Source organism: Glutamicibacter halophytocola, assembly GCF_001302565.1.
In the GTDB taxonomy this organism is placed as follows: domain Bacteria; phylum Actinomycetota; class Actinomycetes; order Actinomycetales; family Micrococcaceae; genus Glutamicibacter; species Glutamicibacter halophytocola.
Window position 1 is genome coordinate 3,854,153 of sequence record NZ_CP012750.1, and the last position, 25,815, is coordinate 3,879,967.

Here is a 25,815-nt window from a genome sequence, read left to right on the forward strand (position 1 = left end):
GCTTTTGTCCCAGCATACCTTATTAGTTGGTGCACCAACTAAATGGCTGGCTACTCCTTCGGCGCATTGACGCCAGCGGCGATCAGGCGGTCCAGGATGCCCCTGAGCTCAACAACGTCCTTCTCTGAGAGCTCGAGTCGAGACATCATCTGCAGCGGAACTTTCAGCGCCTCCTTGCGAAGTTCAGCACCCTTACCAGTGGGCTGGAGGATGACTGCGCGCTCGTCCTGCGGATTTTTGGATTTGTCCACCAGGCCGGCGGCCTCCAACCGCTTGACCAGCGGAGACAGTGTTCCAGGATCCAGGTGCAACTGCTCGCTCAGTTCACGGGCGCTCATCGGGCCAGAATCCCACAGCGCCAGCATCACCAGGTACTGCGGGTGGGTCAGGCCCAGTGGATCCAGCACGGGCTTATAGGCAGAGATCACCGTTCGAGAGGCAACCGCCAAACCAAAGCACACCTGCTTTTCCAGCTTGAGAAGATCATCCTCCGGAAGAATAGCGCTGTCCACGTTGCTGCAAACTCCTTGAAATCGGGGCAATACCGGTGCCTTGATCGTACCCCGGCCTAACCGCCAGTCGATTGTAGCCAAAGCCCGGTGCAGTGAATAACCTTGGCTTATGAGCAATCTCGAGCACAGCCCGGCAGAAGTCAACTGCAGTGAAGTCACATCCCATGCCGAGGTTGAAGTCTTGACGCCTCGAGAGGTCCCGCTGGGCGGTCCCCGGGCCATGACAGTATTCCGCACCCTGCCGCAAAAGCAGCGCAGCCTCATCGGTGCCTGGTGCTTCCTGGACCACTACGGCCCCGACGACGTCAAAGCCACCGGCGGCATGAACGTTCCACGCCACCCCCACACCGGGCTGCAAACAGTCTCCTGGCTATTCACCGGAGAAATCAACCACATGGATTCGGCAGGCTTCAAAGCCACCGTCCGCCCGGGCGAGGTCAACCTCATGACCGCCGGGCACGGCATTAGCCACTCCGAAATCCTCACCGATGGCACCACCATTCTGCACGGCGCCCAGCTGTGGACTGCATTGCCCGAGCACGCCCGGGACATGGAACACACCTTTGAAAATTATCAGCCAGAACCGCTCTCTGGGCCAGGATGGTCCATGTCCGTTTTCATGGGCAGCTACGAAATCTCCGGGCAGCGCTCCGCCTCCCCGATCGCGACCCACTCGGAGCTGGGCGGCGCTGAATTGCGCCTGGAGCCGAACACCCAGATTGAGATCCTGGTCCCGGAGCATCATGAGCACGGAATCCTCCTGGATTCAGGCGCCCTGCAGCTCAACGGGCACCAGCTGGCCCCACGCGATCTCGGGTTCGTGCGCACTGGTTCCAACACCCTGCGCCTGGCTTCCGGCGACGAACCGGTGCTGGCCCTGCTCATCGGCGGAGAACCATTGAAGGAAGACATCTTGATGTGGTGGAACTTTGTGGGCCGCACCCACGAGGAAGTCCTCGCCTTCCGCGCGCAGTGGCAAGCCGAGATCGGAGCAGAACCAGGAGATGTGTCCGAGGATCGCTTCGGACCGTTCCCGCCTGGCACCCCGGCGGCCCTGCCCGCCCCAGCCCTTCCCACCGTTCGCCTGCGTCCGCGCGTGAACCCTTCCTGACCCAAAGGACACCAAACATGAGTGAAATCCAGCCAGTCTTCCTTCCCGAGCGCCAGCGCTTCGCCCTTGACGATAACGGCAAGATCATCGGCGCGGCACACTACCGGGACTTTGATGGAGCCGATGGAACCGAGCGGATCTTCTTCCACACCACCGTGGATGAGGACTACGCCGGACAGGGACTAGCCAGCGTCCTGGTGAAATTCGCACTGCAGAATACCATCGCCAGCGGAGCGAAAATCGTGGCGGTCTGCCCCTATGTCAAGGGCTACGTGGCCAAGCACAGCGAGTACGACCAGCATCTTGTGAAGCCAACCAGGGCGCACCTGGAGATCTTGCCGCGCGGCTAGCGCGCTGCCAGGGCCGGGGCACCCTTGGTCCGCGGCGACATGGCGATCAGAACCAGGACCAAGACCAGGCTGAAGCTGAAGACCGCAACGAAGCCCGTGCCGGCAGCGGCCAGCGCAAAGATCACGCCGCCGATGGCTGTGGCCCCGGCATTGCCCAGCGAGTCCGCCACGGACATGGCCGAGGAGTTGAAGCCCTGTTCTTCCTTGGAGGACAGGGCCAGCATGTTGACGTTTTGGCGGGGGAAAATCATCCCCATGCCAAAGCCCCCGACCGCCCAGCCGCACACCAGCACGAGCACCGGCGGGTGGAAGAGCGCGGTGGCCAATGCGGTGGCTATGGCCACGCTCCCGGCCACTGCGCCCACGGTGATGCAGGTTGAGGAAGCGACCTTCTCCCCCAGCCTTCCCTGGAGCCATGAACCCATCGACCAGCACAGGGCCGAGGCTGTCAGGATCAATCCGGCCCGGTCCGGGGCGAGCTGGTAGTCCTCGCGAAGCAGATAGGGCAGATAAACCTCGACCCCGAAGAAGGCGCCGGTAATGAAGATCCTGGTGGTGATGGTGGCAGGCAGTCCGCGGCGCGCCAGGAACGTCCCACGCGGCAGCAGCGGGCGAATCGCCACCAATGCGACCACCAGCGCCAGCGCTAATCCGGCCAGCGACCAGCGGCTGTTCGAATTGCCCAGCAGATTCATGGAGATCACGGCAAGCCCGGTCAGCCCGGCAAGCGCCAGGCGCTTCACCGATACCGGACCAAGTTCCTGGTTGCGTTCGGAATCCATGGATTTGAGCACCGGTACCATCGCGCAGAAGGCGACGATCACCAAGACGGCCACGCCGGAAAAGACCCAGCGCCAGCCGAGATGCACCGCCATCAGGCCGGCCAGCCATGGGCCAACCATCGCTGGCAGCACCCACGCGGTGGCAAAGAGTGCAAAGATTTTTGAATGCAGCTGGCCTGGATAGGCACGGGCAATCAGCACGTAGATAGCCACGGTGATGGCACCGCCTCCGACGCCCTGCAGGATGCGCCCGCCAATAAGCATCGGCATATTCGCTGCGGAACCGCAGATCAGCAAGCCCACGCAGAAAATCGCGACGCTAATGAACAAGGGATGCTTCGGTCCCCAGCGGTCGGAGACTTCACCGGCGGCAACCATGCCGAGCATGCCACTGGCAATCGGGGCGGCAAAGGCCAGCGCAAAATAGCGTTCGCCGTTGAGCAGTTCGCTAACCATCGGCATCACGGTGGTGACCGCCATGGATTCAAAGGCAACGAGGAACACCAGAACAAACATGCCCATGGTGGTGGCCAAGAATTGCGGTGCGTAAATGGTTTCTGTAGCTGGCGCAGGATTGTGGCTACTACGTCTTAGGGGCATGCCCTAATCATGCCAGTTTTCTGCTATCCGCCCAGAACATGCAGGGCGAATGCCGACAGGAAGCCACCGGTGACCAGCAGCCCGGTGTAGTCATGTTCAACAGAATAGGCTTCTGGAATCATCGAGTCGGCAATCATGGTCAGGATTCCGCCTGCGGCAACTGCCGTGGCAAAGGCCAAGGCACAATACTTCTTACCATTGAGCAATTCGCCGATCATCGGATTGGCACTAGTAGTTGGTGTCCGATTACTACCCTCAAACTCTTCTAAACATAGAGACGTGGGGCGAGGGCGGCCTTGGGCTAGCTTACGAAAGAAGTCGGTTCGTTAACACATCGCATGGACTCCTCCCCGCCCTCGATGACAACCTCCCCGTCAATTAGACTCTCGGTACCCGAGATGTCCGACACGAGACCGGCCAACCGCCAAGTTACTAGATCCTCCATCAACCTCTTGGGTGTAGTTGCCTCAACGTTCTCCCGTCCCATTCCCTAGATTGCCAACGGCTTCGAAGTCGTTACCGAAGGAATCGACATCCCTCGTCCTTCATACCACTGGCGAGGAGCGGAGAAATACTTCATAAGCTTCAAATGGCCCGGCGCCATCTGTTCAATAAAAGTAATGAACTGGAGACGCAGGCATTCGTCGAGACGTAGTCGCGGGTTTACCGAGTTCAGCACCGCATTTCTCAACGCATCTAGTTTTTCTTCGTGCATGGTTTTGCCAGCAGTAATTGTCGTTGCTGCCAATGTTTCAACTAATTGAGGGTCTTGGGCTAAGATTTCGAGCCTGTCAGCAGAGCTAATTACGACCGGAAACGTGCCCGAGGCAAACGGCGTAACCAAGCGTTGATTGCGTTAGCCCACCGCCGGTTGACAGCCCTGTTCGCGATGCTTCGCGATGGAACTTTTTTGAGATGTTCCGGCGCCAGTTAACGCTCAATAAACAACATAGGGGCACCCCCGCACAAGGTTCTATTGATAGTTGCAAAATTTCAAGCAATCTTTATGTCAGAGATCTACTGTCGCCCTACTTAGAGTAATTCCATTTTTATCTGGCACGGCATGCCACGCCAATCAGGTCCCCGCTCTCGTCGGTCTCTACTGCATGTCCGCCGCCAGGCATTCCAAGTGTGAACTAGTCACTTAGCTTAACGCCACAGGCATCAAGCCCAACCATGGATACAGCAGCGTCATCGCCGAAACCTGGTCGGCCGAAATCATCATGGGCATACTCGACAACCCGTTCGCCTCCGGACGCTTCCGCTACGGCGGACAAGTTCGCCAGAGCATCCACGATGCCCCTCATCCCCGAGGGAATGTGGCAAGGGTACCAATCCCGGCGCCGCGACCGGATCAAACGCTCCCGCGCAGAAAGCACCGAATACCTGCTGACCGGATCCATCTATTGCGGGATCTGCGGAAGCAAGGCCTACGGCGGCCGACCCAAGCCCAAAACCGGGCCACGCGGAGCAGTAACCTACTCCTGCAAGCAAGCGGCCTACTACCACCTGCGCAAAGGCGGGTACGTCAAAAAATCCCGCATCATGGAGCACCTGCTCCCCTGGCTGGAAACCATCGCCCAGGAGATCAGCGACCTGGCAGACCAACAACCGACCACAGTAAAACCAACAGACCCTACACCCGGCATACGGCGAGCCCTGATCAAGGTAGACCGAAAGCGTGACGTGCTCACGGGCAAGATGCTCGATGGTCTGCTGCCGGATAATGTTTACCAGCGGTTGCTGGCCGACCTAGACGCGGACATGGAACGGCTCACGAAACGCCTGGAAGATCTATCCGCCGCGGTACGAACTAACGATGACCAGGCTACGGCTGAACTTATCCGGGATTGGTCTAAAATGGCCCTGCACACGCAGCGCTAACTGCTATCCAGGCTGATTGGGACGATCGTCTACACGGCGCAACTGCCAGATCTGGCGGTGAGCATTTATGCGAAATGGGAAGATTGCCACCTAGAAGCGTGCTGACGGCGATCTATGGCACAAAAAATGCCCCATCCTGGAAGGATGGGGCATTATCAGCTGCTTATGCGTGCGCTAGGCCTTTACTTGACCAAACCGACGCCGGCTTAAAAACACCGTCTCCAGTGCTATCAGTGCGTACGTTCATAAGACGTGCAAGCTTATCCAGTGCGATACTCGCACGTGTCATCACGTCAGCGCTCCAACTAAACTTTTCACCCATTTCTGAAATGGGGAATCGGGTAGAAGTACCCAGAACCTCGAAACCTACAGGCATGCCCGCGCGGTCCAAATCTATGAGTAGTCCGCCACCATATTCAATGGTCTTTTCAACTGTCTCGTCTGTCACTTGGGCGTAGCCCACACGAAGGGTTGCGTCGTAATATGTGCTATCAGACATTTTTACCTTTCCTCCTCGCATCGTGTTCATAAGAACTCTCTGCGTTTGGTAAGTATACATTTTACTAGTTTTAGTGCCAGTAAGCTGTGATTACCGTAATAGTTGCATTGGGCGCCGCATCTTCAATTGCCGGAAAAGTCACGACCATCAGTTTCCTTTCCCCAATTTCCACCATGTACACCCATCGTCCCGCCGCGTCCTTTGATTCGTAACTCATCAAACGCCGGTGTTCGGTGAACACTTCATTAACTTGCTGTTCCGATATCCCTCGTTGCTGGATCCTGGATAGAGCATGACTACTGATCTTCAGCTCCATCAGATCACTAGCCCCCGACGTTTTCCAGAATGTCAACAGAGAAATACAATTTCCGGACTAGGGCGTTATTGATGAATATTTCAGCTCGATACCGCCCAGCAGAGTCAATCTTAAGCGGAACTTCAGCCGTGAAGACAAGACCCACTTTCCCTTCATATGGGTTTACCGCCTGTTTCGGATTCATTGTGGTTTCCAAGACAAGTCCGCTTGACCCATCATCATTCCCGACCCTTATCTTGACTGGGAATGGCGCTCCACCTTCTCTAGCCCGGATACGCCCAGCGACGTGCAACGTCAGCGGGGCCGGTAATGAAGGCAAGGCGACTCGAGTGAAGCTCGCGCCCACTGCCGTAAGGCTGTCCCCTTCGACTCGCGCGAATTCCGCTAAGAAGGCGTAGTCAAGCTCGGGAAGATTCTCCAACGTCGTCATGCGTCCGATCATATCCATGGAACGGCGCGCGCGTAAGAAAAACTTTCTCGATTACGAGAGATTCAGCTTCAGGCTCAGCAGATCAAATATCGAATCCCAATTACTCCGTTGTCACGGTGGTGACCGCCATGGATTCAAAGGCAACGAGGAACACCAGAACAAACATGCCCATGGTGGTGGCCAAGAATTGCGGTGCGTAAATGGTTTCTGTAGCTGGCGCAGGATTGTGGCTACTACGTCTTAGGGGCATGCCCTAATCATGCCAGTTTTCTGCTATCCGCCCAGAACATGCAGGGCGAATGCCGACAGGAAGCCACCGGTGACCAGCAGCCCGGTGTAGTCATGTTCAACAGAATAGGCTTCTGGAATCATCGAGTCGGCAATCATGGTCAGGATTCCGCCTGCGGCAACTGCCGTGGCAAAGGCCAGGGCTTCTTCAGGCATGGATTGCATGGCCAGTGCCCCGGCAAAGGCAGCCAGCCCACAAGAAATCGCGATGGAACCCCACAGAAGGGCAATCGAGGAACCTTTGCGGCCGGCGCTCTTCATTTGAGCCGTGCTGGCCAGCCCTTCGGGAATGTTGGAAATGAAAATGGCAATGAGCATGGCGGGGTTGATGCTCGCGCTAGCCACAACGCTCAGGCCCAGTGCCACGGATTCGGGAATGCCGTCGATCAAGGCTCCCACCGCCAAAGCGGTGCCCGCAGGTTCGCCGCCCTGAGCGCTGCCCGAGGCTTTTTGACGCCTTGTGGTGCGCCAGGCCAGTACCCGATTGGCCGAGAAATACAGCGCGGCGCCCACCAGCACACCGGCCGCCGTTGCCAGGAGCCCGCCAGTTTCGAAGGCCTCGAGTACAAGCTCAAAGCTCAGTGCACTGACCAGCACTCCTGCGCCGAAGGCCATGATCGCGCAAACCCAGACCTTCGGAATTTTCAGCCACCAGGCGGCGCCAGATCCCAGCAACAGCGCCGATCCGGCTACCGTGCCCCAAAGCAAGGCCTGCAAAGAAGCGAACATGGCACCCACTATAGCCAGCAAGCCGCCGGCTTAGTAGCTGCCATGTCGGTTCTGACTGGGATTAACCCTCGGAGGACATATTGCTGAAGCGCGAGTAGTGGCCTTGGAATGCCACGGTGATGGTTTTGGTGGGACCGGCACGGTGCTTGGCGATGATCACGTCGGCCTCGCCTGGACGGTTTTCCTTGTCATACACATCATCACGATGCAGCAGGATCACCATATCGGCGTCCTGCTCAATGGAACCGGATTCACGAAGGTCCGAAACCATTGGCCGCTTATCGGTTCGCTGTTCGGAACCACGGTTCAGCTGCGACAGCGCGATCAGCGGAACATCGAGCTCCTTGGCCAGCAGCTTGAGGTTACGCGAGAACTCGGAAACTTCCTGCTGGCGTGATTCCACGCGCTTGCCCGAACTCATCAGCTGCAGGTAGTCGAGGATGATCATGCGCAGCTCATTGCGCTGCTTCAGGCGGCGGCACTTTGCGCGGATTTCCATCATGGACATATTCGGCGAATCGTCGATGAACAGCGGCGCTTCATTCAACCGGCCCATGGTGGTGGCAATCTTGGTCCACTGCGCGTCCTCCACCGAACCCTTGCGCAGGTCCTGGAGCTGGATGGAGGCTTCTGCCGAAAGCAGGCGCATCGCAATTTCATTGCGGCCCATTTCCAGGGAGAAGAAGACGGTGGCCATGTTGTTCTTGATGGCGGCGGACCGGGCGAAGTCCAGCGCGAAGGTCGACTTACCCACTGCAGGACGGGCCGCGATGATGATCATCTGGCCGCCCTTCAGGCCCTGGGTCAGCTCGTCGAATTCGTAGAACCCGGTGGGCACGCCGGTGATGCCGTCGCCGGCGTTCGCGGCGTTTTCGATTTCGTCTACGGTGCCTTCGATGATATCCGAGAGGCGTACGTAGTCTTCGCTGCTGCGGTTTTCCGCAACCTTGTAGACCTCGGCTTGCGCTTCGTTGACGATGGCATCGACTTCTCCATCGGGCGAGTAGCCCATCTGGACGATGCGGGTTCCGGCGTCCACCAGGCGGCGCAAGACGGCGCGCTCGCGCACGATTTCTGCATAGTAGCCGGCGTTAGCGGCGGTGGGCACCTGCTGAATGAGGTTGTGAAGGTAGGCAGCGCCACCCACGCGGGAAATTTCGCCGCGCTTGGTCAGCAAGTCGGCCACGGTCACGGCATCGGCAGGTTCGCCTCGGCCGTACAAATCGATAATGGCTTCGTAGATGGATTCGTGAGCCGGACGGTAGAAGTCGGTTCCGCGCAGCGCCTCAACGACGTCTGCGATGGCGTCCTTGGATAGCATCATGCCACCGAGCACGGACATCTCGGCTTCGACGTCCTGTGGCGGCTTGCGCCCTGCGTCGGATTCTCGTCCTTCGTAAACCGGCTCAGCACTCATTGCAGACACTTCCATCCCCTATTGACCCCAGGGGGAAAAATCTTCCTTGCCAGATGGCAACGTTCCAACCTGCTAGTTGATGCCAACAGTTCAATGGATTACGTCTGTGGATATTTCTGCCCCAAAGCCAACAGTAGGGCCGATGTTTACCCACGTAAACCCCATTATCCACAGGTTCTGTGCATAACATACCCTCAGCTGTGGACTAGCCTGTTCACTGTCTGGGGAGAACCCTGTGGATTATTGTCAAGTACCCAACAGTAATAGTTATTGACTAGGCTTTTTGTATTTTCACATCTGTGGACAGGGAAATATTTTGTTGAAGATAGCGATATGTTCCCAGTAGTTATCAACACCCAAAAACGCCCGCAATACAGGGTTTATTGCAGTTTTCACACAGTTCTGCACATCTTGCCCACAGACGTGTGGATAACCATGTGGATATCCACGGAATCATAAAAGGCTTAGTCACCGGCCTTTAGCACGGTCAACTCGGCAAGTTATGGCCAATAGTCCACATTTTCGCGTAGCGGTCGCGATCCACACCGTGGATAACTATTTGCCTGGCGTTGAACGCGTCCCGAAACGCGACTAGGCCCGGAGCAGATCACCATCAGGGAATCCACGCCGGGCCTTCGGGAAACTACCCCTCAGAAGATTTAGACGAGCTCAGGAACTGGGATTGAATGAAATCGGGAATCATGGAAGATCTGCGGCGAGTGCAGTGATGTGTGATGCCCATGCACCTCCAAAAGCACAACCCAGTGGTCACCAGCTTCGACTTCGTTGTAAATCGACGTTTCCAGCCAGAGGGTGGACTCTTCAATGAACAGAGCGCCCTGCTCGGAAACCACGGTATCCACGCCGAGGAATCGATCGCCCTTCTTCGAAGCGATCTGCGCGCAGACCCCTCCATTAAGATCGCTGAGAACCGAAACACCAATGTGGCTGGCCTCGCGCAGTTTCGGCCAGGTGTTGGAGGTCTTCTGGACTGCAAACATCACCAATGCCGGCTCCAGCGAAACCCCGACAGTGAATGAGGATGCAACGATGCCGGTTTTCACGCCGTCCACTTCTGCACACAGAGCGGCCACGCCTGAGGGATGTTGAGCGAAAACCTTGCGTAGGGTTAGCGGGTCAAGTTCACGATTCAATGACATGGCTCGATTCCTTCGGTTCTTGCCCACCGCGTCAGACCCAGCGGGAACAGCGGTTCGGGATGATCCGAATCCGGTTGCCACTGAGGTTTCACGCCGTGCGCGGTACTTGTTCTGACACCATTTGGCGCAAAACCGAATCCTCACCTGGAGCACCCCACTACCGTTGAGAGGGTTGCCGATCAGCAAGCCAGGGCTTTTAGCTGATGCTCTTGATTCTGCTTAAAACAATATGACTCATGACGAAGCACCGTCAAACAATTCACTTCTCAAATCGCAATATTCAACAAAATATTCGACAGTGGCTCAGTTTTAGGGTCATGGAACAGTCCTTTATTCACCAATTCGGACCGCTTCAGGCACTTCAGCCGGCCATGAAGGTGTGAGCTTCGTCGTAACGCATTAACTTATGGCACGGCTAAATATCTTCCGGCATCTGCGCTTCGTGGAAAATCGGCGCCAGGGTTCGCCATCAAGGATCTTCCCGCAAGGATTGCCGCGTACTTCAGCAGGTAAAGTGCAAATAATTGAACCGCAAGCCCCACCACTCGAACAGGCGCACCGCGCCCCGACACTTTTGGAGTCACCCGTGAGTTCCCCAGCACAGCGAATCCCCGACAAGACCAGCCGCTTCACTGACAGCATTGGCCTGGTCTTTGACGACATCACCGCCACTTCCGTGCGAGGCCATGCCGATCTCAATGAAAAGCACCACACCCCGTGGGGCGTCGTACATGGAGGTGTCTATGCCTCCATGATTGAAAGCGCCGGCAGCGTTGGCGCCAGCTACGCGGTCTCAGAGCGCAATCAATTTGCTGTGGGCGTTCACAATGCCACCGACTTCCTGCGTCCCTCTACCGGTGCGCGCGTGCAGGTTGCGGCCAAGGCGCTGTTCCAAGGCAAGACCCAGCAGTTGTGGGAAGTTGTCATCACCGATGAGGCCAGCGGAAAGGAACTCTCGCGTGGACAATTGCGCACCCAAAACGTAGATATGCCCAGCGCCTGAGCGTATCCTAGGTGGCACCTAGCGGATCAGCTTCGGAGGCTTGCCATGAGTGCCACCTATACCTTTGACGTGTTCAGCAGCCTTGATGGCTTCGGCAGTGCAGGCAGCGATTGGGGTGGCTACTGGGGAAAACAGGGGCCCGAGCTGTTGGCCCATCGCCTCGGGCTCTACACTCCCCCATGCCGCATGGTTTTCGGAGCAAACACCTTCCGCTTGTTTAGTCTCTTCTGGGCAGAAATCGAGATGAATCCCGAGGTTGAAGACGCGTGGGGCGTGGCTTTGCACGACAAGCCCGCCACCGTCATCTCCACCACCTTGGAAGAGCCGCTGTCTTGGCCTAATGCCACGCTGGAGCGCGCTGATGCCTTGGAAGTCGTCGCCCAGCTCAAGGAAACCTCAGATGTGCCGCTGCGCTCCCACGGTTCCCTGGCCATGAACCATTCGCTGCTGGCGGCAGGTCTAGTGGACTTCATCCAGGTGAGCATCTTCCCGGTGCTGACCGGGCATAGCGGCTCTGCTCCGGTACTCGGAGGGGTCGACGACTATGACCTGGAACTTGTCGATTCAAAGCTTTTGGACGGGCGGATCCAGGAACTGACGTATCGCCCGACGCGCCATCAGCCGGCGCACGCATAGCCACCCGATGAAGCACATCCGGGACACATGCCTGCTGCTCGGCGCGGTGTTCCTCGCCGGATGCTCCACGCCAACACCACTTCCAAGTCCAGCTGCCGAATCGCAAACCGCTCCAGAACCACTGGCCACCGGCTTGGAAGCTCCGTGGTCCATGGTCTACGTCCAGGACAGCTTGCTGGTCAGCGAACGCGATTCCGGGAGGATCCTGGAAGTTTCGCAGTCCGGACAGAGCCGCGAAGTGGCCCGGATCGATGATCTCGCAGCGAGAGGCGAAGGCGGGCTGCTGGGCCTGGCCTTCCTCGCGCCGGACCAGCTCTACGCCTATTCCACCGCGGAATCCGGTAACCGCATTCAGCAATTCACCGCGCAAGGCAGCGCCGGAAACCTGTCATTGTCGGCTCCGCGGACCCTGCTGGATTCGTTGCCCTCGGCCAATATCCACAACGGCGGGCGGCTGGCCATCGGACCGGATGGAATGCTCTACGCGAGCGTGGGCGATGCGTCCAACCCTGGGCAAGCCCAGGACCTGCAGGCGCTGGGCGGCAAGATCCTGCGCATGGCACCCGATGGAAGCGTCCCGGAGGACAACCCCTTCGAGAATTCCCTCGTCTACAGCTATGGGCACCGCAATGTGCAGGGCCTGGCATGGAGCGATGATGGCACCATGTATGCCAGCGAATTCGGGCAAAACACCTTCGACGAACTGAACATCATCAAGGCCGGCGGGAACTATGGCTGGCCCGAAGTCGAGGGGAAGGGCGGCGCAGATCGGCAGTACACCGACCCGATTGCGCAGTGGTCCCCTGCCGAGGCCAGCCCCAGCGGCATCGCGATCCTCGACGGCACCGCCTACCTGGCGAATCTGCGCGGCGAAGTGCTGCGCGCGGTGGAACTGGACGCGCCGGCCATCGAGCAGGAATTGCTCGATGGCCGGCTCGGCCGGCTGCGCGATGTGCTGGTGGATCCTGGCGGCTCGCTGCTGGTGCTGACGAACAACACCGACGGGCGCGGCCGGCCAGGGACGGGTGATGACCGGATCGTGCGCATCGATCCCGGTCAGCCCGGCGGCTAGCTGGCCGGGCGCATATCCCCGGTCTTCTCGAAGCGCTGGTGCCAGGACAGGGCCTCGCCCAGCAGGTGCGGGGTGTGCTTGCCGTAGCTTTGCCTGCAGGCCCGGTCGAAGTAGTCCTGCAGCAACGGACGGTAGTCCGGATGCGCGCAGTTCTCGATGACCTGCTGGGCGCGCTGCTTGGGCGACAGGCCGCGCAGGTCGGCCAGGCCCTGCTCGGTAATCAGGATCATGGTGTCGTGCTCGGTGTGGTCCACATGCGATGCGAAGGGCACGATGCCCGAGATCTTGCCGCCCTTGGCGGTGGACGGGGACATGAACACCGACAGGTAGCCGTTGCGGGCGAAGTCGCCGGACCCGCCGATGCCATTCATGACATGGGAGCCCAGGACGTTGGTGGAGTTCACGTTGCCGTAGATGTCGGCCTCGATCATCCCGTTCAGGGCGATGCAGCCCAGCCGCCGGATGATCTCGGGGTGGTTGGAGATCTCCTGGGCGCGCAGCAGGATGCGCTCGCGGTAGTGCTCGACATTGCGGTTGAATTCCTCGATGCCCTCGGCAGACAGCGAGAAGCTGGTGGCCGAGGCGAACTCGATGGTGCCGTCCTTGATCAGCTGGAGCATGCCATCCTGGATGACCTCCGTGTAGGCGGCCAAGGACTTGTAGCCGCCGCGGGACAGGCCCGCCAGCACGGCGTTGGCGATGTTGCCGACGCCCGACTGCAGCGGCAGCAGCTTCTCGGTCAGCCGGCCGGCGCGGATCTCCGAGTCCAGGAAGCCCAGCAGGTGATCGGCGATCTTCTCGCTGGTCTCGTCCACCGGGGCGAAGGGGCTCAGCCGGTCTGGCGCGTCGGTTTGGACCACCGCGGCGATCTTGCTGACGTCGACGTCCAGGTACTTCTGGCCGATCCGGTCGCGCACTGTGGTCAACTCGATGGGCTTGCGGTGCGGAGGCAAGGCGGTGCCGTAGTAGACATCGTGCATGCCCTCCATGGCGGCGGATTGCTGCGCGTTGACCTCGATGATGACCTTGTCGGCCATCTCCAGCCAGGTCTTGTTGTTGCCCACGGAGCTGGAGGGGATCAGGTCGCCTTCGGCGGTTACGCCGACCACCTCGATGATGGCCACGTCGATCTTGCCGTAGAAGCCGAACCAGGCGTGCTGGGCGACATGGGACAGGTGGATGTCCATGTACTCCATGTTGCCCTCGTTGATGCGGCGGCGCAGCTCGGGATCGGACATGTAGGGAAGGCGCAGGTTCATGCCCTCGGCCTTGGCCAGCACCCCGTCGAGCTCTGGGGCGGTGGAGGCGCCGGTGAGCACGTTGATCTTGAACTCCTCGCCGGCAGCGTGCTGGCGTTCCATCTGGGCGGCCAGGGCGCCGGGCACTGCCTTCGGGTATCCGGCACCGGTGAAGCCGCTCATGGCCACCGTCATTCCCGGCTTGATGATGGTTGCCGCCTGTTCGGCGCTCATCAGGCGATCGGCAAAGGCCCGGTGGTGAATACGCTCGTGCAAAATAACCCCTTCGAAGCTCGGCTGTGACGCAGGTCTATAACCCGCATCTCACCGGAACACTTTAGCCGCTAAAGATGCCGAGCCGGAGGGCAGGTGGTCGGATCCAGCGGTGGGTGGCGCTTTTCTCGATGAGCTGCCCGCTATTTGCGGTGGCCGGTCGGCCGTTCGCGCGGCGGGGCCTGGCTAGCCCAGCTGGGCGAAGGCCTCGCCGCGGGTCGCAGTGATCTCGATCCGGGCATCCATGGCCGCGGCATATCGGCGCAAGGTGGCTAGCTGGACCCGGTCCAGGTCGCCGGTTTCCATGCGGGCAATGCGGTCCACCGGCAGCTTGAGCCGCGCAGCAAGTTCGGCCTGGCTCAGGCTGGCTTCTTCGCGCAGGGCGCGCAATGAGAGCTTGCGCGGGCCGCTGCGGACGGTGCGCTGATGCTCGGCCACTGCCTCGCGTTGCTCCTTGGTCAATGCTTCAGGATCGGCAAACGCAAAACCCATGTATTCCACCGTTTCTCTCGATCGTGCTGGCCTGGCCAGTCCCATCTTCGAGGCTACGAGCCCGCGGCTCCAATGCCAACGATTAAGAGGCACCGGGCGCAAGGCGATCTGGTGAATTATGCGCGAACCTGCGGTGTCCCCACAAGAGCCGGGAGCCCTCCGGTGCCGCAGCCGGGACGCCTCCAGGGCCAAGGATTTACCAAAATGCTCCCAAAAGTAGATTGTGCATCGGCAACCGCGAACCTACATTTAAAGCGACTCCCGCTAAGGAGCCCTCTGCAATGGATGTTGGAGGTTTTCACAATGAAGAAATGGACTCGGTGGCAAGACTGGGTCGGCGTCGCGGCCGGTATTCTGGCCGCAGTTTCAACCATGTGGCTTGAGGGAACCAGCACCTCGATGAGACTGATGGCGGCCTTCGGCCTGCTCATGGTGATCACCGGCGTCTGGAGCGTCATGATGCCACGTTTGGTTTCCATGGAATGGGCACTTGCCATCGCCAGCGCCTTGCTCTTCGCCTCGCCTTGGATGGGATCGTTTACCGATTTCGCCGGCGTTGCCTGGATGTCCTGGATCTGCGGTGGCGCCGGCGTCGTTGCCGGCCTGCTTGCACTCGCCCCTGCTATTCAAATGCGCCATGCAACTGGTGGATCCCGGATGGCGCACTGAGAATCCGCGATTCCGTTAGCCTGCCATCGGGGCGAGCTGGACGGCGGGTTAACGCCAAGAGGTGGCGTGTGCTCCTTGCGGAGCGCACGCCACCTCTTGAACAGAAGCCGAGTCTAGAAGACTTACTTCTTGGCAGCAGCTACAACCTGCAGGCGCAGGTTTGCAACGACGTCCTCGTGTACGCGAACGGTTGCGTTGTAGTTGCCAGTCGACTTGATGTGGTCGTTGACCTCGATGTTGCGCTTGTCGATCTTGCCCAGACCGGCAGCCTCTACGGCGTTAGCGATATCGGTGGTCTTGACGGTGCCGAACAGGCGGCCGTTGGAACCAGCCTTGATGGTGATCTTCACCGGCTGGGACTTCAGCTTGGCTGCAAGTGCCTGAGCTTCCTCAAGGTTTGCAACAGCGCGAGCGGCACGTGCAGCCTTGATCGACTCCACCTGCTTCTCACCGCCCAGGGTCCAGACGATTGCGAAGCCGCGTGGCAGCAGGTAGTTACGGGCGTAGCCGTTCTTTACCTCGACAATATCGCCAGCAGCACCGAGACCGGATACTTCGTGAGTCAGAATGATCTTTGCCATTTTGCTATCCCTTCTTCCTTAGCCGCGGCCAGCGCCGGAGTAAGGCAGCAGGGCTACTTCACGTGCGTTCTTGATAGCCTGTGCGATCTTGCGCTGTTCCTGAACGGAAACGCCGGTCACTCGACGAGCGCGGATCTTTCCGCGGTCAGAGATGAACTTGCGCAGCAATGCGGTGTCCTTGTAGTCGATGACGGTGATGTCAGCGGCCTTCAATGGGTTGGACTTTGGTTTGGGCTTACGGATTTCAGCCTTAGCCATCGTGGAGCTCCTTTAGCTTTGGAGCCCGCAGAGTGATCTGCGGGATGGTGAATAAATATTGTTTAGAAAGGTGGTTCGTCTGCGCCTGGGTTGCCCCAGCCGCCACCGTTGTTTCCGCCGGTGCTCCATGGGTCTGCGGCTGGAGCATTCCATCCGCCACCCTGCTGCGGCTGCTGCTGACGCGGCGCCTGGGCTGGAGCACCTTGCTGTGGTGCGTTGGAGAATCCTCCACCGCCACCATTGCCGAAGCCACCGTTGCCACCGCCGGAGCGCTGGGTGCGGGTGACCTTGGCGGACGCAAAACGGAGCGATGGGCCGATTTCATCGACCTCAAGCTCCATCACGGTGCGACGTTCGCCTTCCTTGGTGTCGTAGGAACGTGAACGCAAACGACCCTGGGCGATGACGCGCATGCCCTTGGTCAGCGTTTCAGCAACGTTCTCTGCAGCCTCGCGCCACACCGATGCGCGCAAGAACAGGGCTTCCCCGTCCTTCCACTCATTGGACTGGCGGTCAAAGGTGCGAGGAGTCGAAGCGATCGTGAAGTTCGCTACGGCTGAACCGGACGGCGTGAAACGCAGCTCCGGATCGGCGGTCAGATTTCCGATAACGGTAATAACAGTCTCGCCTGCCATTGACTCTCCTTAGAAAGATTGAACGTTTATTCCTACGACGGAAGGTTGCGCGTAATTAAACGCGGGCCTCTTCCGGACGGGTGACCTTGTGGCGCAGGATCAGCTCGTTGATCTTCAGCTGGCGCTCAAGCTCAGCGGAAGCGGCTGGTTCTGCGGTGTAGTTCACCACTACGTAAGTGGCTTCTGCCTTCTTCTTGATCTCGTAGGACATCTTGCGACGACCCCAGACATCAACCTTTTCGATGGTGCCACCGTTGGAGCGGACAACCTCGAGGTACTTCTCGATGGTTGGCTCTACGGTGCGGTCATCGACCTCTGGATCAATGAGGACCATAAGTTCATAAGCACGCATGTGAACCCACCTCCTTTGGGCTAAACGGTCGCGGTATTTCCGCAACAGGAGGTTCTTGCGTTATCAGTGCACCAGACGCCCAAGTTTCGGGCATGCAGTAGCACAGACTTTTCAATCCTACCCGAGATCCTCGCGCAAGCATAAGCCTTCGTGTCCTAGATCATGGACGGCTACTTCGAATCGATGGCCTGCTGCAGCCGCTGCCCGAAGACCGGCACCAGCGTGCTCATGTAGGTGTCGCTGATGTGGTGCTTGTCCCGATAGATCAAAACATTGCCGACAACCACCGGGCAGGTTCCAGCCACGCAGAACTGGTCGCTGAAGTCCAAGACCTTCACTCGCGGCTCCAGCTTGGCGGCGGCCTTGGTGGCGTCGCCCTTTTCGTAGGCTCCCTTTTCCGGGAATGAGCAGGCTTCGGGGTTATTGATGTTCTGCTCCACGCAGTCCCTGGCGTAGGAATCCTGGGGCGGCCGCGGGGTATCGACAATGGCATAGACCGGCAGGCCGGCATCTTCGAGTTTGCCCCACGCGGCCGCCAAGCCTTGCGCGGGATCGGAAACGAAGGTGGAACCGCCCCAGTTCGAGGTGATCACCGCGTCGATGTCTTTTCGCTTGGCCAGGTCATCCATGCTCTGCTCAAAGGCTTCGCTGCAGTTGATGCTTCCGTCTTGATCTGCCTTGCGCTGCGCTTCGCTAAAGGGGCACGAGTTCTTCAGATAGGTAACAACTTTCCACCCCTTGCTGCGTGCGAAGCCGTTCAACGCCTCGAACCAGTGGGCGGCATGCGAATCCCCCACAAGCGCCACCGTATAGGTCGCATCCTTGCTGCCGAACTCGCATTCCTTGATCTGGGTCGACTGCGGATTCTGCACGCAGCTGCCGATGTCGGGAAGATCCTTGGCGGCCTCGGCCGGCACCGGGACCACTTGGTGTTCGCCGGTGACAAAAGCCGGTGCGCCGTGAGCCAGCGATGCTGCGCCGAATCCTTCGGGCGGTTGCTCAGCCAGCGCGGTTGCCACCTGCTGCTCCTGTTCCACCATGCGCTCCTGGGCGATGCCCGGAAGCAGTCCCGCCGTAGCGGCCACCGCGACCATGGCAGCACCGGCAATCAGGGACTTGGCCGGGGATACCGCCAAGAAGCGCAGGTGACGCATCGGCGTCTCCACGAATTTCAGGCTCGCCCATGCCAAGAGCACGGAACCGGCCAACAGGGCGGCGGATTGCAGCGGCTTCGGCTTGCCTCCGGAGAGCTCGGTGTAAAAAACGATCAGCGGCCAGTGCCAAAGATAGAGCGAATACGAGGCAAGGCCCACCCATTGCACCGGCCGCCAGTTGACGAGCGGGCGCAAAGAGCCGGGCCCGCTGGTGCTTCCGGCGGCAATGATCACCGCGCAGCCCAGTACCGGCACCGCCGCGGCAATGCCGGGGAAGACGGTGGCTCCGTCATAGCTGAAGGCGGCGATGCCAATGGCACCCAGCGCGACCAGAACGGCCAGATTTCGCGTGGACCATGCGGTCACCCATCGTGGAAGGCGCAGGGCATCGTTCTCATGCGCTTGCACCGCGAGCGCCAGCAATCCGCCAATGGCCAGCTCCCAGATTCGGGTGGTGGTCACGAAGTACCCTGCGGCGTCCCCGGAATATCCGGCGTACGCCGAGTACCCCAGCGACAAGAGGGCCACCGTGCCAAATGCCAGCCACAACCACCGGCGTCGGGCGGCAAAATGATCGGATCGCGCTCCAGGGACCTCGGGCTTGACCAGCCAGCACACCGCCAGGATCAACAGCGGCCAGAAGAGATAGAACTGTTCTTCCACGCCCAGGGACCAGAAGTGCTGCAGCGGTCCTGCCGCTTGCTCGGCGGCCAGATAATCAACGGAATCTGCGGCCAGCACCCAGTTCTGCACGGAGAAGGCCGAGGCCAAAGCCTGCAAGCCCAGTGTGCCCCACTGGGTCTTCGGGAAGACCATGAACCCGGCGGCCACAACCACCAGGATCACGAGCATGGCGGCGGGCAGGATGCGCCGGGCCCTGCCGGCAAAAAACTCCGATAGCCTGATGCGGCCGGTGCGTTCGGCTTCGCGCAACAGGTGCGAGGTAATCAGGAAACCCGAGATGACGAAGAAGATGTCCACGCCGATATAGCCGCCGGGAACTACTTTGGGCTCCAGGTGGTAAGCGACCACTAGCAGGACCGCCAGTGCACGCAGCGCTTGGATCTCCGGTCTGAAATTATTGACCTGCACGGAATTCGAACTCATATTGTTCGATCTGACCAGCCCGGGATGAACAACAGGTAATCAAACGGTATCCGCCGGGCTAACGGCTGATGGGAAGCTCAGCTGCCTTCGCTCTGGCTTGGCATGGAGAGCGGGTATTTGGCATCCAGTTTCGGATCAACGCCCAGCCTTATTATTGCGTCCAGGAGCACCTTTCCTGCGCCCCAGTAAATCGGAATGAGTAGCCAGATGTACCATCCAAGCCCTCCCGCAGTTCCCAGGATGACCGTTCCGAAGGTGACCAGAAGACCAACGCCACGGAAGATCATCATGATCCCTTGCGTGATTGAGTCTCGCCGCTCTTGTTCTGCACGGGTCCGGGACTCAAGCCCTTCTACGGCTTGAGAGAAATTTGGCGTTTGAACGCTCTGGAACAATTCGCCAACCTGCACATCCAGGGCCCTGGCTACCTGGGAGATGGACTCCAAGCTGGCATCATTCCCGGCTTCAAGTCGTTGAATAGTTCTGACCGTAATGCCGCTCTCTTTGGCCAAGCGTTCTTGCGTCCATCCCTTGGCCCGGCGAAGTTCTGCAATCCGTGATTCATTCATGGAACTAAAGCTATCGGCGGGGACCACGAAAGCGCCACGACAGGACCACGACAGTTACACGACGGCTTCGCGACAGCGCACGACTGGCGAACAAAATGGCGATTGACCTGAATTATTTGAGCATGCCTCATGGGGCATGTTCGAGGGCTTGCCAAGTTCGAGTTAATTCGATGAAGCACGCGCAGCGCGGGCATCAATTGCGCTGCTGCTTTTCGCGGATCAGATCCAAGGCCAGGACAGAACCGATGATTGCTTGCCGCTGCTGCGTGCCAGGATTGCTGGACAGCTGCAAGGCATAGGTCGACTTGCCCATCAGCGCATTGCCCATTCCGGACCATTGGCGCGTGACGGTACCCAGTACCCCTTGGGGACCGGTGATCTGGAAATCAAAATCCCACACGCTGCCAGTCAGGTCCAGCTCCTCGCCGAGCATCGAAATGGTGACGCGGGTCTTGAACAGGGTGATCCGCTTGACCAGGCTCGCCAGCGGGCCGCCATTCCCATCGAAGATCTCGAAGCGGTCGCGGCCCATGGTCATGGTGTCCTTGACCTTGATCACCGGTTTCTCCGGCCCGTCGAAGACTGTCAGCTCCCGCGCGCCAGCGAACATCCGCCCCAGCGCACTGCCCCCGGTCTCAACATGGGCAACCTGCATGCCGTGGGCGTCTAGGATTGCAAAATCATTCTTCGAGAAATTCTTTGTCTGCTGAAAAATGAGCATGTCTTGGGCAAAAATCGTCATGCTGATGATTATGCCACCGATTTTTTCCTGCCAACAGGTGGGCCTGGATACGCAAAAGGCCAGCATCGCTGCCGGCCTTTTGCAATGCAGGAACTACGCTGAGAAGAACTCGCCTGCCACCTTGGACAGGTACCAAGGGTCATCCACGCCGCACATTTCACGGGCCGAGTGCATGGAGAGCAGGGCAACACCCACGTCGAGGGTGCGAATGCCCAAGCGGGTGGCGGTCAACGGGCCGATCGTCGAGCCGCACGGTACGCGGTTATTGGACACGAACTCCTGATAAGGAACCCCGGCGCTCTCGCACCAGTTGGCGAAGGCCGCAGCGCCTACCGCGTCGGTGGCATAGCGCTGGTTGGCGTTGATCTTCAGCAGCGGCCCGGCGTTCACCTGTGGCCGGTTGGCCGGGTCATGGCGTTCTGGGTAGTTCGGGTGCACCGCGTGGCCTGCATCGGCAGAGAGGCACACCGAATTGGCCAGCGCACGCGCCTGGTCTTCCACACCGGCGCCCAGCGATGCCTGGATCCGGTTGATCAGCTCTTCGAGGAAAGGGCCGCAGGCCCCCGAACGGGAACTTGAGCCGAGCTCTTCATGGTCAAAAGCAGCCAGCATGGCAATGTGCTGGCCCGCTGGCTTCCGCGAGTGGCCAGCCAGTGCGATGATTCCGGCGTGCACCGAGGTGAGGTTATCGAGCCGGCCACTGGCGAAGAAGTCCTTCCCCTGGCCAAAGACCTCGCCGCGTTGCGCCGGGGCGGTGAGGATGTCGTATCCGGCTACCTGTGCTGCGTCCACGTCGGCAGACTCGGCAAGGACCGCCAGAATATCGGCGTCTGCCAAGTCCCCTGCGCCGAAGATGGGGTTGGTGTGGGTCTGCTTGTCCAGGGTAAGACCCTCATTGACCTGGCGATCAAGGTGAATGGCCAGCTGCGGGATGCGCAGGATTGGCTGCGTCTGGGCCAAGTGCTCGGTGCCGTCCTTGAGCACCAGGCGGCCAGCGAGAACCAGTTCGCGATCCAGCCAGGAGTTGAGCAGCGGGCCGCCGTAGACCTCAACGCCTGCCTGCCACCAGCCGTTGGACCCAGTGGTCGGCTTTGGCTTGAGCTTGAAACCCGGGGAATCGGTATGGGCACCGAGAATATGGAACCCGGACGTCGCGGTGGCGGCCTCGGGCTGAACCCACGCGATGATCGCGCCGTCGCGCACCACGTAATAGGATCCGGGACCGAGATTCCAGGCGTCAGCTTCGTTCAGGCCGGTGAACCCGACAGCGTCCAGCCGCTTGGCGGCCGTTGCTGCCGCATGGTAGCTGGAAGGGGAAGTTGCGACGTATTCGGCCAGGTCTGCAATGTGGGCCATTGCTGCGGCTTGTGCCATAGCTGGTTACTCACTTCTTTCTGTCATCGTCTCGCTGAAATCCAGGATGAGGTTCCCGCCTGGATGATCGGGTTGCTCTCCAGCTTAGTATCACCGTGCCCGGTTGCCGGCGGATCATCCGTTCCAGGGCCCGCCAATAACCGCCCAGACACCTTCATCTCATGCTTGACTTGGAGCCTAGCGTCGGCAAAGCTGAAGGCAGAGCGGGAGACTACGAAAGCGAGATCATCATGAGTGCATCTGATCCAACCCCAGAGCCGCACAGCTTGCCTGTGGAGCCCGATAATGGCGTGCAGGTTAATGCCGGTGAACACGCGGTCCAGCCGCGGGCGCCAAAAGCCGGCAAGGCTCCACGCGAAGTGCCAGAGCCCAAGGAAAAGCTTCCGGTAACCAAGCTGGGGCGCATCTGGACCGCTACCGTCTTGGGCATCATCGTGCTGATCCTGCTGATCATCTTCATCGCACAGAACCAGGACCAGGTGACCCTGAGGTACTTCACCTATGAAGGCCAGGTCAATCTGGGCTTGGCGCTCTTCATCGCCGCCGTTGGCGGTGCCCTGGTGGTGGCTATCGCAGGCGTGGCTCGAGTAATCCAATTACGCGCCACTGCGAAGAAGAAGCGCAAGGCAGCCAAGCGCTAATAACGCTGCGGGCCGCTGGCTGCCGAGTTTTCACTTCGGCATCCAGCGGCCCTTCTTGTTTGCGAAATCAGTAATCAAGCCCCTGGGAAGGGACCACCAGTCCTGTTTCATAGGCGTAGACCACGGCCTGGACCCGATCGCGCAAATGCAGCTTGGTCAGGATCCTGCGCACATGCGTTTTCACGGTCGCTTCGGACAGGAAGAAGCGATGCGCAATTTCCGCATTCGACAACCCCTCGGCGAGCGCCCGCAGCACTTCTTGCTCGCGCGGAGTGAGGTCATCAAGCAGGGGGTCGCGTGGAGCTTCAGCAGGCTGCCCTGCATGGGCCTTGCCGCCATTGCGGACGTAGGTTTCCAGCAACCGCGCGGTGACACGCGGGGCCACCACGGCATCTCCGGAGGCCACCAGGCGCACCGCGTGAACCAGTTCCTCCGGAGCCACGTCCTTGAGCAGGAAAGCGCTGGCACCGGCCTGCAACCCGGAGAAGGCGTATTCATCAAGGTCAAAGGTCGTCAGAATAATGATCTTGGTGTCCGGGTGCTCCTTCGCGATGCGTTCGGTGGCTTCGATGCCATCCATTTTGGGCATGCGGACATCCATGAGCACCACGTCCGGCTTCAGCACCGAAGTCTGCGTCAACGCATCCAGGCCATCGGCGGCTTCACCGGCAATGGCGATATCTTCCTCGCCTTCGAGGATCAACCGGAATCCCATGCGCAACAGCGGCTGATCATCAACCAGCAAGACCTTGATTTTCTCTTCCACGCCTATTCCTTCGCTGTTTTCTGCTTGGCGATCTTCACGTCGCATTCGGGAACCTTCAGCACCGCTTTAACTATCCATCCGCCACTGGCTACCGGGCCGGCTTCAACGTTCCCCTCGAAAAGTGCTGCCCGCTCGCGCATGCCCCGCAGTCCCCGGCCGCTTCCGACGCTGGGCACCCTGGTGGCATCCCCGTTATCCATGACTTCCAGCCGCAGTTCATCGCGCCGACGTTCCAAACGTACCTGCACATCGCTGACGTTGCGGGCATAGCGCAGCGAGTTGGTCAGGGATTCTTGGATCATGCGGAAGACGGTCAACTGGAAGGTGGTGTCCTCGGGCAGCGCTCCCCCGGTTTGGGTGAAGGTGATGGGCAGCCCGGCGGTGCGGAAGCCCTCGAGCAGTTGTTCGACATTGCCGCCGGTAGGTTGCGGTTCCAATTCGCCCGTCTCGTTCTGGCGAAGGACTCCCAGCATGCGGCGCATGTCAGACAAGGCGGCCCTGCCAGTGCCCGAAAGCTCGTTGAGCACTTCGTCGGCACGGACCTGATCCCGCTTGGCCACCACCCTGGCCCCCTCGGACAAGGCGATCATCACGGACAAGGAATGGGCCACCACGTCATGCATCTCCCGGGCAATGCGGTTGCGCTCTTGAACCTGGGCCAAGCTGGATACCTGGCGGGCCCAGTGGTTGAGTTCGGCCTCGTGAATTCGCGCATTGCGCACGTTCATGCCAACTGCGGCCGCGGCAATATAGAAACCAATGACAAAGCTGCCCGAAATGCCGATGACGATCCGGCTGAAGGTTGCTTCATCAATGCCGTCGCTCGGATCCAGCTCCATCCCCTCCATATCCGGGAAGCCCATCAGCACCATGAGCACCACTTGGAAGCTGCCGGCCAGCACGGCCAGGGGAATGGTGCGCTTGGCCGAATAGCTGGTGGCCACCGTGTACAGGGCAATGATCATGCCCATGCCGCCTAGGCCACCTTGCGGGCCGGCGATGATCAAGGCTACGCATTCGAAAACGAACACCAGGATGATGACGGTCATCGGCGCTTTTCGGCGATAAAGCAGTGCGGCACTGACCGCCAGCGTGACGACCAGCAGGCCGGTGGCGTTGGCTCCCGGCATGGCCGCGGCGACCAGGACTCCTGGCAGCGTGAGCAACAGGTACAGCACCACGGCGCCGATGACCACCAAGCGCGGGTGGGTGCGCAGGTAACGGCGCAACCGGCCCATCCGCTTGGCGGTCAGTTCGTCAAAGGAGGCAACAGTTTCCTGCAGCGTCTGTTGGGTCATGGTTCCAGTGTAGTTTTCCCGGCTTATCCGCTGGTTACTTGATGTCCCGCTTGGCGAGCAATACTGCGCCGAGGGCCAATGGGATGATGATCCATCCGGCGACGCCGGCCAGCTGCTGCCAGAGTTCCAGGTCGGTTGCCACGCTCAGTGGCGTGGCCAATGACAGCCCCAGCTGGTCGGGCAGGTACGCCGAAATGTTCTTGGACCAGTCCACGAGGTTTCCAAGGATTGCCGTGATGATCGGCAGGACAAAGAACACACCGGCCAAAATGGTGATTCCACCGGCCGAATTGCGCAGCAGGACACCCAGGGCCAAGCCGATCAGGGCCGCCATGATCACGGCCAGGGTGCCGTACCACAGCACCGACTGGAAGGATTCGCTGCCGAATTCCAGGACCAGGTCGTACTTTTCGGCGATCGGCTTCGCAACCACAAAGGCCAGGAGGCTTGATACCAGTTGTGTCACGCCGGTCAGCAGCACAATCAGGACAATCTTCGCTGACATCACGCGCCCTCGCTGCGGACTGGCCAAGAAGGTGCTGACGGCCGAACCGGTGGTGAATTCGCCGCTGAACAGCAGCACGCCCAGCACGCCCAGAATCAGCTGGCTGAAGACCAGGCCGGAGCCGATGGTCTCGCTGGCAAAGCCTGGCTGCGTCATGGGGCCCATGCCCTCCATCTGGCTGACATCGCCCATGCTCTGCAGCAGCGATCCCACGCCCCAGGTGCCAATGACGGCGATCGCCGCATAGAGCAGCACCGCCAAGGCCAGCAGGATTGCGGTGGACTTCAACGCGAACATGCGGATCGCTTCGCTGCGCAGCACCCCGGCGAAAGTGACCTTGCCGCGCAGGGGCGCTTCAATATGAGTAGTCAT

The 25,815-nt window shown here is 59.8% G+C and carries 32 protein-coding genes, 1 pseudogene and 1 riboswitch; of the genes and pseudogenes, 9 read left to right on the forward strand and 24 right to left on the reverse strand.

Annotated elements, in window-relative coordinates; translation table 11 throughout:
- Positions 1-50: 50 nt before the first annotated feature.
- Positions 51-512 (reverse strand): MarR family winged helix-turn-helix transcriptional regulator, encoded by a 462-nt coding sequence (locus AOZ07_RS17690; protein WP_060703186.1) that lies wholly within the window; start codon positions 510-512, stop codon positions 51-53.
- 109 nt (positions 513-621) lie between these two features.
- Here AOZ07_RS17690 and AOZ07_RS17695 point away from each other — a divergent pair, with 109 nt between their 5' ends.
- The gene (locus AOZ07_RS17695) at positions 622-1,623 is read left to right on the forward strand and encodes a pirin family protein (RefSeq protein WP_060703187.1); all 1,002 of its coding nucleotides are present in this window, start codon (positions 622-624) and stop codon (positions 1,621-1,623) included.
- A gap of 17 nt (positions 1,624-1,640) precedes the next feature.
- Positions 1,641-1,973 (forward strand): GNAT family N-acetyltransferase, encoded by a 333-nt coding sequence (locus AOZ07_RS17700; RefSeq protein WP_060703188.1) that lies wholly within the window; start codon positions 1,641-1,643, stop codon positions 1,971-1,973.
- Here the strand turns inward: AOZ07_RS17700 and AOZ07_RS17705 are convergent.
- The 3 genes from AOZ07_RS17705 to AOZ07_RS17720 form a co-directional block, all read right to left on the reverse strand.
- On the reverse strand, positions 1,970-3,355 hold the full coding sequence (locus tag AOZ07_RS17705) for an MFS transporter (protein WP_075972537.1): 1,386 nt from the start codon (positions 3,353-3,355) through the stop codon (positions 1,970-1,972). The two genes, AOZ07_RS17700 and AOZ07_RS17705, sit on opposite strands and share 4 nt — an antisense overlap.
- A 23-nt stretch (positions 3,356-3,378) precedes the next feature.
- Positions 3,379-3,573 carry a hypothetical protein gene (locus tag AOZ07_RS17710; RefSeq protein ID WP_060703189.1) on the reverse strand — a complete coding sequence of 65 codons (195 nt, stop codon included), beginning with the start codon at positions 3,571-3,573 and terminating at the stop codon, positions 3,379-3,381.
- A 272-nt stretch (positions 3,574-3,845) separates the two neighbouring features.
- On the reverse strand, positions 3,846-4,199 hold the full coding sequence (locus AOZ07_RS17720; protein ID WP_060703191.1) for a hypothetical protein: 354 nt from the start codon (positions 4,197-4,199) through the stop codon (positions 3,846-3,848).
- Between AOZ07_RS17720 and AOZ07_RS18565 the strand changes: the two are divergent.
- Together AOZ07_RS18565 and AOZ07_RS17725 are read left to right on the forward strand one after the other, a co-directional pair.
- A pseudogene (locus AOZ07_RS18565) lies at positions 4,140-4,289 on the forward strand (IS110 family transposase); the annotation flags it as partial. The gene AOZ07_RS17720 and the pseudogene AOZ07_RS18565 sit on opposite strands and share 60 nt — an antisense overlap.
- Before the next feature lie 362 nt (positions 4,290-4,651).
- Positions 4,652-5,239: a zinc ribbon domain-containing protein gene (locus AOZ07_RS17725; protein WP_060703192.1), complete on the forward strand. Its 588-nt coding sequence runs from the start codon at positions 4,652-4,654 to the stop codon at positions 5,237-5,239.
- 163 nt (positions 5,240-5,402) lie between these two features.
- Here the strand turns inward: AOZ07_RS17725 and AOZ07_RS17730 are convergent, their stop codons facing one another.
- The 7 genes from AOZ07_RS17730 to AOZ07_RS17755 all read right to left on the reverse strand — a co-directional run bounded on the left by AOZ07_RS17730 (position 5,403) and on the right by AOZ07_RS17755 (position 10,078).
- Positions 5,403-5,738, reverse strand: a complete 336-nt coding sequence (locus AOZ07_RS17730) for a DUF2283 domain-containing protein (RefSeq protein ID WP_060703193.1) — start codon at positions 5,736-5,738, stop codon at positions 5,403-5,405.
- Positions 5,739-5,808: 70 nt separating this feature from the next.
- Positions 5,809-6,054, reverse strand: a complete 246-nt coding sequence (locus AOZ07_RS17735) for a DUF4258 domain-containing protein (protein WP_060703194.1) — start codon at positions 6,052-6,054, stop codon at positions 5,809-5,811.
- Positions 6,055-6,061: 7 nt separating this feature from the next.
- A complete protein-coding gene (locus AOZ07_RS17740) occupies positions 6,062-6,484 on the reverse strand; it encodes a DUF6941 family protein (RefSeq protein ID WP_060703195.1) in 423 nt (140 codons plus the stop codon).
- A 100-nt stretch (positions 6,485-6,584) separates the two neighbouring features.
- Positions 6,585-6,734, reverse strand: coding sequence for a hypothetical protein (locus tag AOZ07_RS18920; protein ID WP_194943718.1), 150 nt, complete (start codon positions 6,732-6,734; stop codon positions 6,585-6,587).
- Positions 6,735-6,757: 23 nt separating this feature from the next.
- Positions 6,758-7,501 (reverse strand): ZIP family metal transporter, encoded by a 744-nt coding sequence (locus AOZ07_RS17745; protein WP_060703561.1) that lies wholly within the window; start codon positions 7,499-7,501, stop codon positions 6,758-6,760.
- A 61-nt stretch (positions 7,502-7,562) separates the two neighbouring features.
- On the reverse strand, positions 7,563-8,918 hold the full coding sequence (gene dnaB / locus AOZ07_RS17750; protein WP_060703562.1) for a replicative DNA helicase: 1,356 nt from the start codon (positions 8,916-8,918) through the stop codon (positions 7,563-7,565).
- A gap of 659 nt (positions 8,919-9,577) precedes the next feature.
- Positions 9,578-10,078, reverse strand: a complete 501-nt coding sequence (locus tag AOZ07_RS17755; protein WP_060703196.1) for a flavin reductase family protein — start codon at positions 10,076-10,078, stop codon at positions 9,578-9,580.
- A 97-nt stretch (positions 10,079-10,175) separates the two neighbouring features.
- Positions 10,176-10,293, reverse strand: a riboswitch (SAM riboswitch).
- Positions 10,294-10,664: 371 nt separating this feature from the next.
- Here AOZ07_RS17755 and AOZ07_RS17760 point away from each other — a divergent pair.
- From AOZ07_RS17760 to AOZ07_RS17770, 3 genes are read left to right on the forward strand one after another with little or no spacing between them, the layout of a single operon-like run.
- Positions 10,665-11,081 carry a PaaI family thioesterase gene (locus AOZ07_RS17760; protein ID WP_084793340.1) on the forward strand — a complete coding sequence of 139 codons (417 nt, stop codon included), beginning with the start codon at positions 10,665-10,667 and terminating at the stop codon, positions 11,079-11,081.
- Positions 11,082-11,126: 45 nt separating this feature from the next.
- Complete coding sequence (locus AOZ07_RS17765; RefSeq protein ID WP_060703197.1) at positions 11,127-11,717, forward strand: dihydrofolate reductase family protein; 591 nt, start codon at positions 11,127-11,129, stop codon at positions 11,715-11,717.
- 7 nt (positions 11,718-11,724) lie between these two features.
- Positions 11,725-12,789, forward strand: coding sequence for a PQQ-dependent sugar dehydrogenase (locus tag AOZ07_RS17770; protein ID WP_060703198.1), 1,065 nt, complete (start codon positions 11,725-11,727; stop codon positions 12,787-12,789).
- Here the strand turns inward: AOZ07_RS17770 and AOZ07_RS17775 are convergent.
- A complete protein-coding gene (locus AOZ07_RS17775) occupies positions 12,786-14,303 on the reverse strand; it encodes an acetyl-CoA hydrolase/transferase family protein (RefSeq protein ID WP_207758466.1) in 1,518 nt (505 codons plus the stop codon). The two genes, AOZ07_RS17770 and AOZ07_RS17775, sit on opposite strands and share 4 nt — an antisense overlap.
- 183 nt (positions 14,304-14,486) lie before the next feature.
- Positions 14,487-14,792, reverse strand: coding sequence for a helix-turn-helix domain-containing protein (locus AOZ07_RS17780; protein WP_060703199.1), 306 nt, complete (start codon positions 14,790-14,792; stop codon positions 14,487-14,489).
- A 303-nt stretch (positions 14,793-15,095) separates the two neighbouring features.
- On the opposite strand from AOZ07_RS17780, the gene AOZ07_RS17785 reads away from it, so the two are divergent.
- On the forward strand, positions 15,096-15,461 hold the full coding sequence (locus tag AOZ07_RS17785) for an SPW repeat domain-containing protein (RefSeq protein ID WP_075972645.1): 366 nt from the start codon (positions 15,096-15,098) through the stop codon (positions 15,459-15,461).
- Between the two features lie 122 nt (positions 15,462-15,583).
- Here AOZ07_RS17785 and rplI read toward each other — a convergent pair whose 3' ends face one another.
- From rplI to AOZ07_RS17825, 8 genes are all read right to left on the reverse strand, one after another.
- Positions 15,584-16,042, reverse strand: a complete 459-nt coding sequence (gene rplI / locus AOZ07_RS17790) for a 50S ribosomal protein L9 (RefSeq protein WP_060703201.1) — start codon at positions 16,040-16,042, stop codon at positions 15,584-15,586.
- An 18-nt stretch (positions 16,043-16,060) separates the two neighbouring features.
- Positions 16,061-16,300 (reverse strand): 30S ribosomal protein S18, encoded by a 240-nt coding sequence (rpsR, locus tag AOZ07_RS17795; protein WP_013350683.1) that lies wholly within the window; start codon positions 16,298-16,300, stop codon positions 16,061-16,063.
- Positions 16,301-16,362: 62 nt separating this feature from the next.
- Positions 16,363-16,935, reverse strand: a complete 573-nt coding sequence (locus AOZ07_RS17800) for a single-stranded DNA-binding protein (RefSeq protein ID WP_060703202.1) — start codon at positions 16,933-16,935, stop codon at positions 16,363-16,365.
- Between the two features lie 55 nt (positions 16,936-16,990).
- A complete protein-coding gene (rpsF, locus tag AOZ07_RS17805; protein WP_060703203.1) occupies positions 16,991-17,287 on the reverse strand; it encodes a 30S ribosomal protein S6 in 297 nt (98 codons plus the stop codon).
- Positions 17,288-17,457: 170 nt separating this feature from the next.
- Positions 17,458-19,548, reverse strand: a complete 2,091-nt coding sequence (locus tag AOZ07_RS17810; protein ID WP_060703204.1) for an acyltransferase family protein — start codon at positions 19,546-19,548, stop codon at positions 17,458-17,460.
- A 77-nt stretch (positions 19,549-19,625) separates the two neighbouring features.
- On the reverse strand, positions 19,626-20,117 hold the full coding sequence (locus AOZ07_RS17815; RefSeq protein ID WP_060703205.1) for a helix-turn-helix domain-containing protein: 492 nt from the start codon (positions 20,115-20,117) through the stop codon (positions 19,626-19,628).
- A gap of 193 nt (positions 20,118-20,310) precedes the next feature.
- On the reverse strand, positions 20,311-20,859 hold the full coding sequence (locus AOZ07_RS17820) for an LURP-one-related/scramblase family protein (protein WP_060703206.1): 549 nt from the start codon (positions 20,857-20,859) through the stop codon (positions 20,311-20,313).
- A gap of 93 nt (positions 20,860-20,952) precedes the next feature.
- Positions 20,953-22,233 (reverse strand): M18 family aminopeptidase, encoded by a 1,281-nt coding sequence (locus tag AOZ07_RS17825; protein ID WP_060703207.1) that lies wholly within the window; start codon positions 22,231-22,233, stop codon positions 20,953-20,955.
- Between the two features lie 230 nt (positions 22,234-22,463).
- On the opposite strand from AOZ07_RS17825, the gene AOZ07_RS17830 reads away from it, so the two are divergent.
- Positions 22,464-22,874 carry a LapA family protein gene (locus AOZ07_RS17830; protein ID WP_075972647.1) on the forward strand — a complete coding sequence of 137 codons (411 nt, stop codon included), beginning with the start codon at positions 22,464-22,466 and terminating at the stop codon, positions 22,872-22,874.
- A 67-nt stretch (positions 22,875-22,941) separates the two neighbouring features.
- Here AOZ07_RS17830 and AOZ07_RS17835 read toward each other — a convergent pair whose 3' ends face one another.
- Genes AOZ07_RS17835 through AOZ07_RS17845 form a run of 3 tightly spaced genes read right to left on the reverse strand, consistent with a single transcriptional unit; the run spans position 22,942 to position 25,815 of the window.
- Positions 22,942-23,685: a response regulator gene (locus AOZ07_RS17835; protein WP_060703208.1), complete on the reverse strand. Its 744-nt coding sequence runs from the start codon at positions 23,683-23,685 to the stop codon at positions 22,942-22,944.
- Positions 23,643-24,938 (reverse strand): sensor histidine kinase, encoded by a 1,296-nt coding sequence (locus tag AOZ07_RS17840; RefSeq protein ID WP_060703209.1) that lies wholly within the window; start codon positions 24,936-24,938, stop codon positions 23,643-23,645. The genes AOZ07_RS17835 and AOZ07_RS17840 overlap by 43 nt, the downstream gene beginning before the upstream one ends.
- Positions 24,939-24,972: 34 nt before the next feature.
- A complete protein-coding gene (locus AOZ07_RS17845; RefSeq protein WP_060703210.1) occupies positions 24,973-25,815 on the reverse strand; it encodes an ABC transporter permease in 843 nt (280 codons plus the stop codon).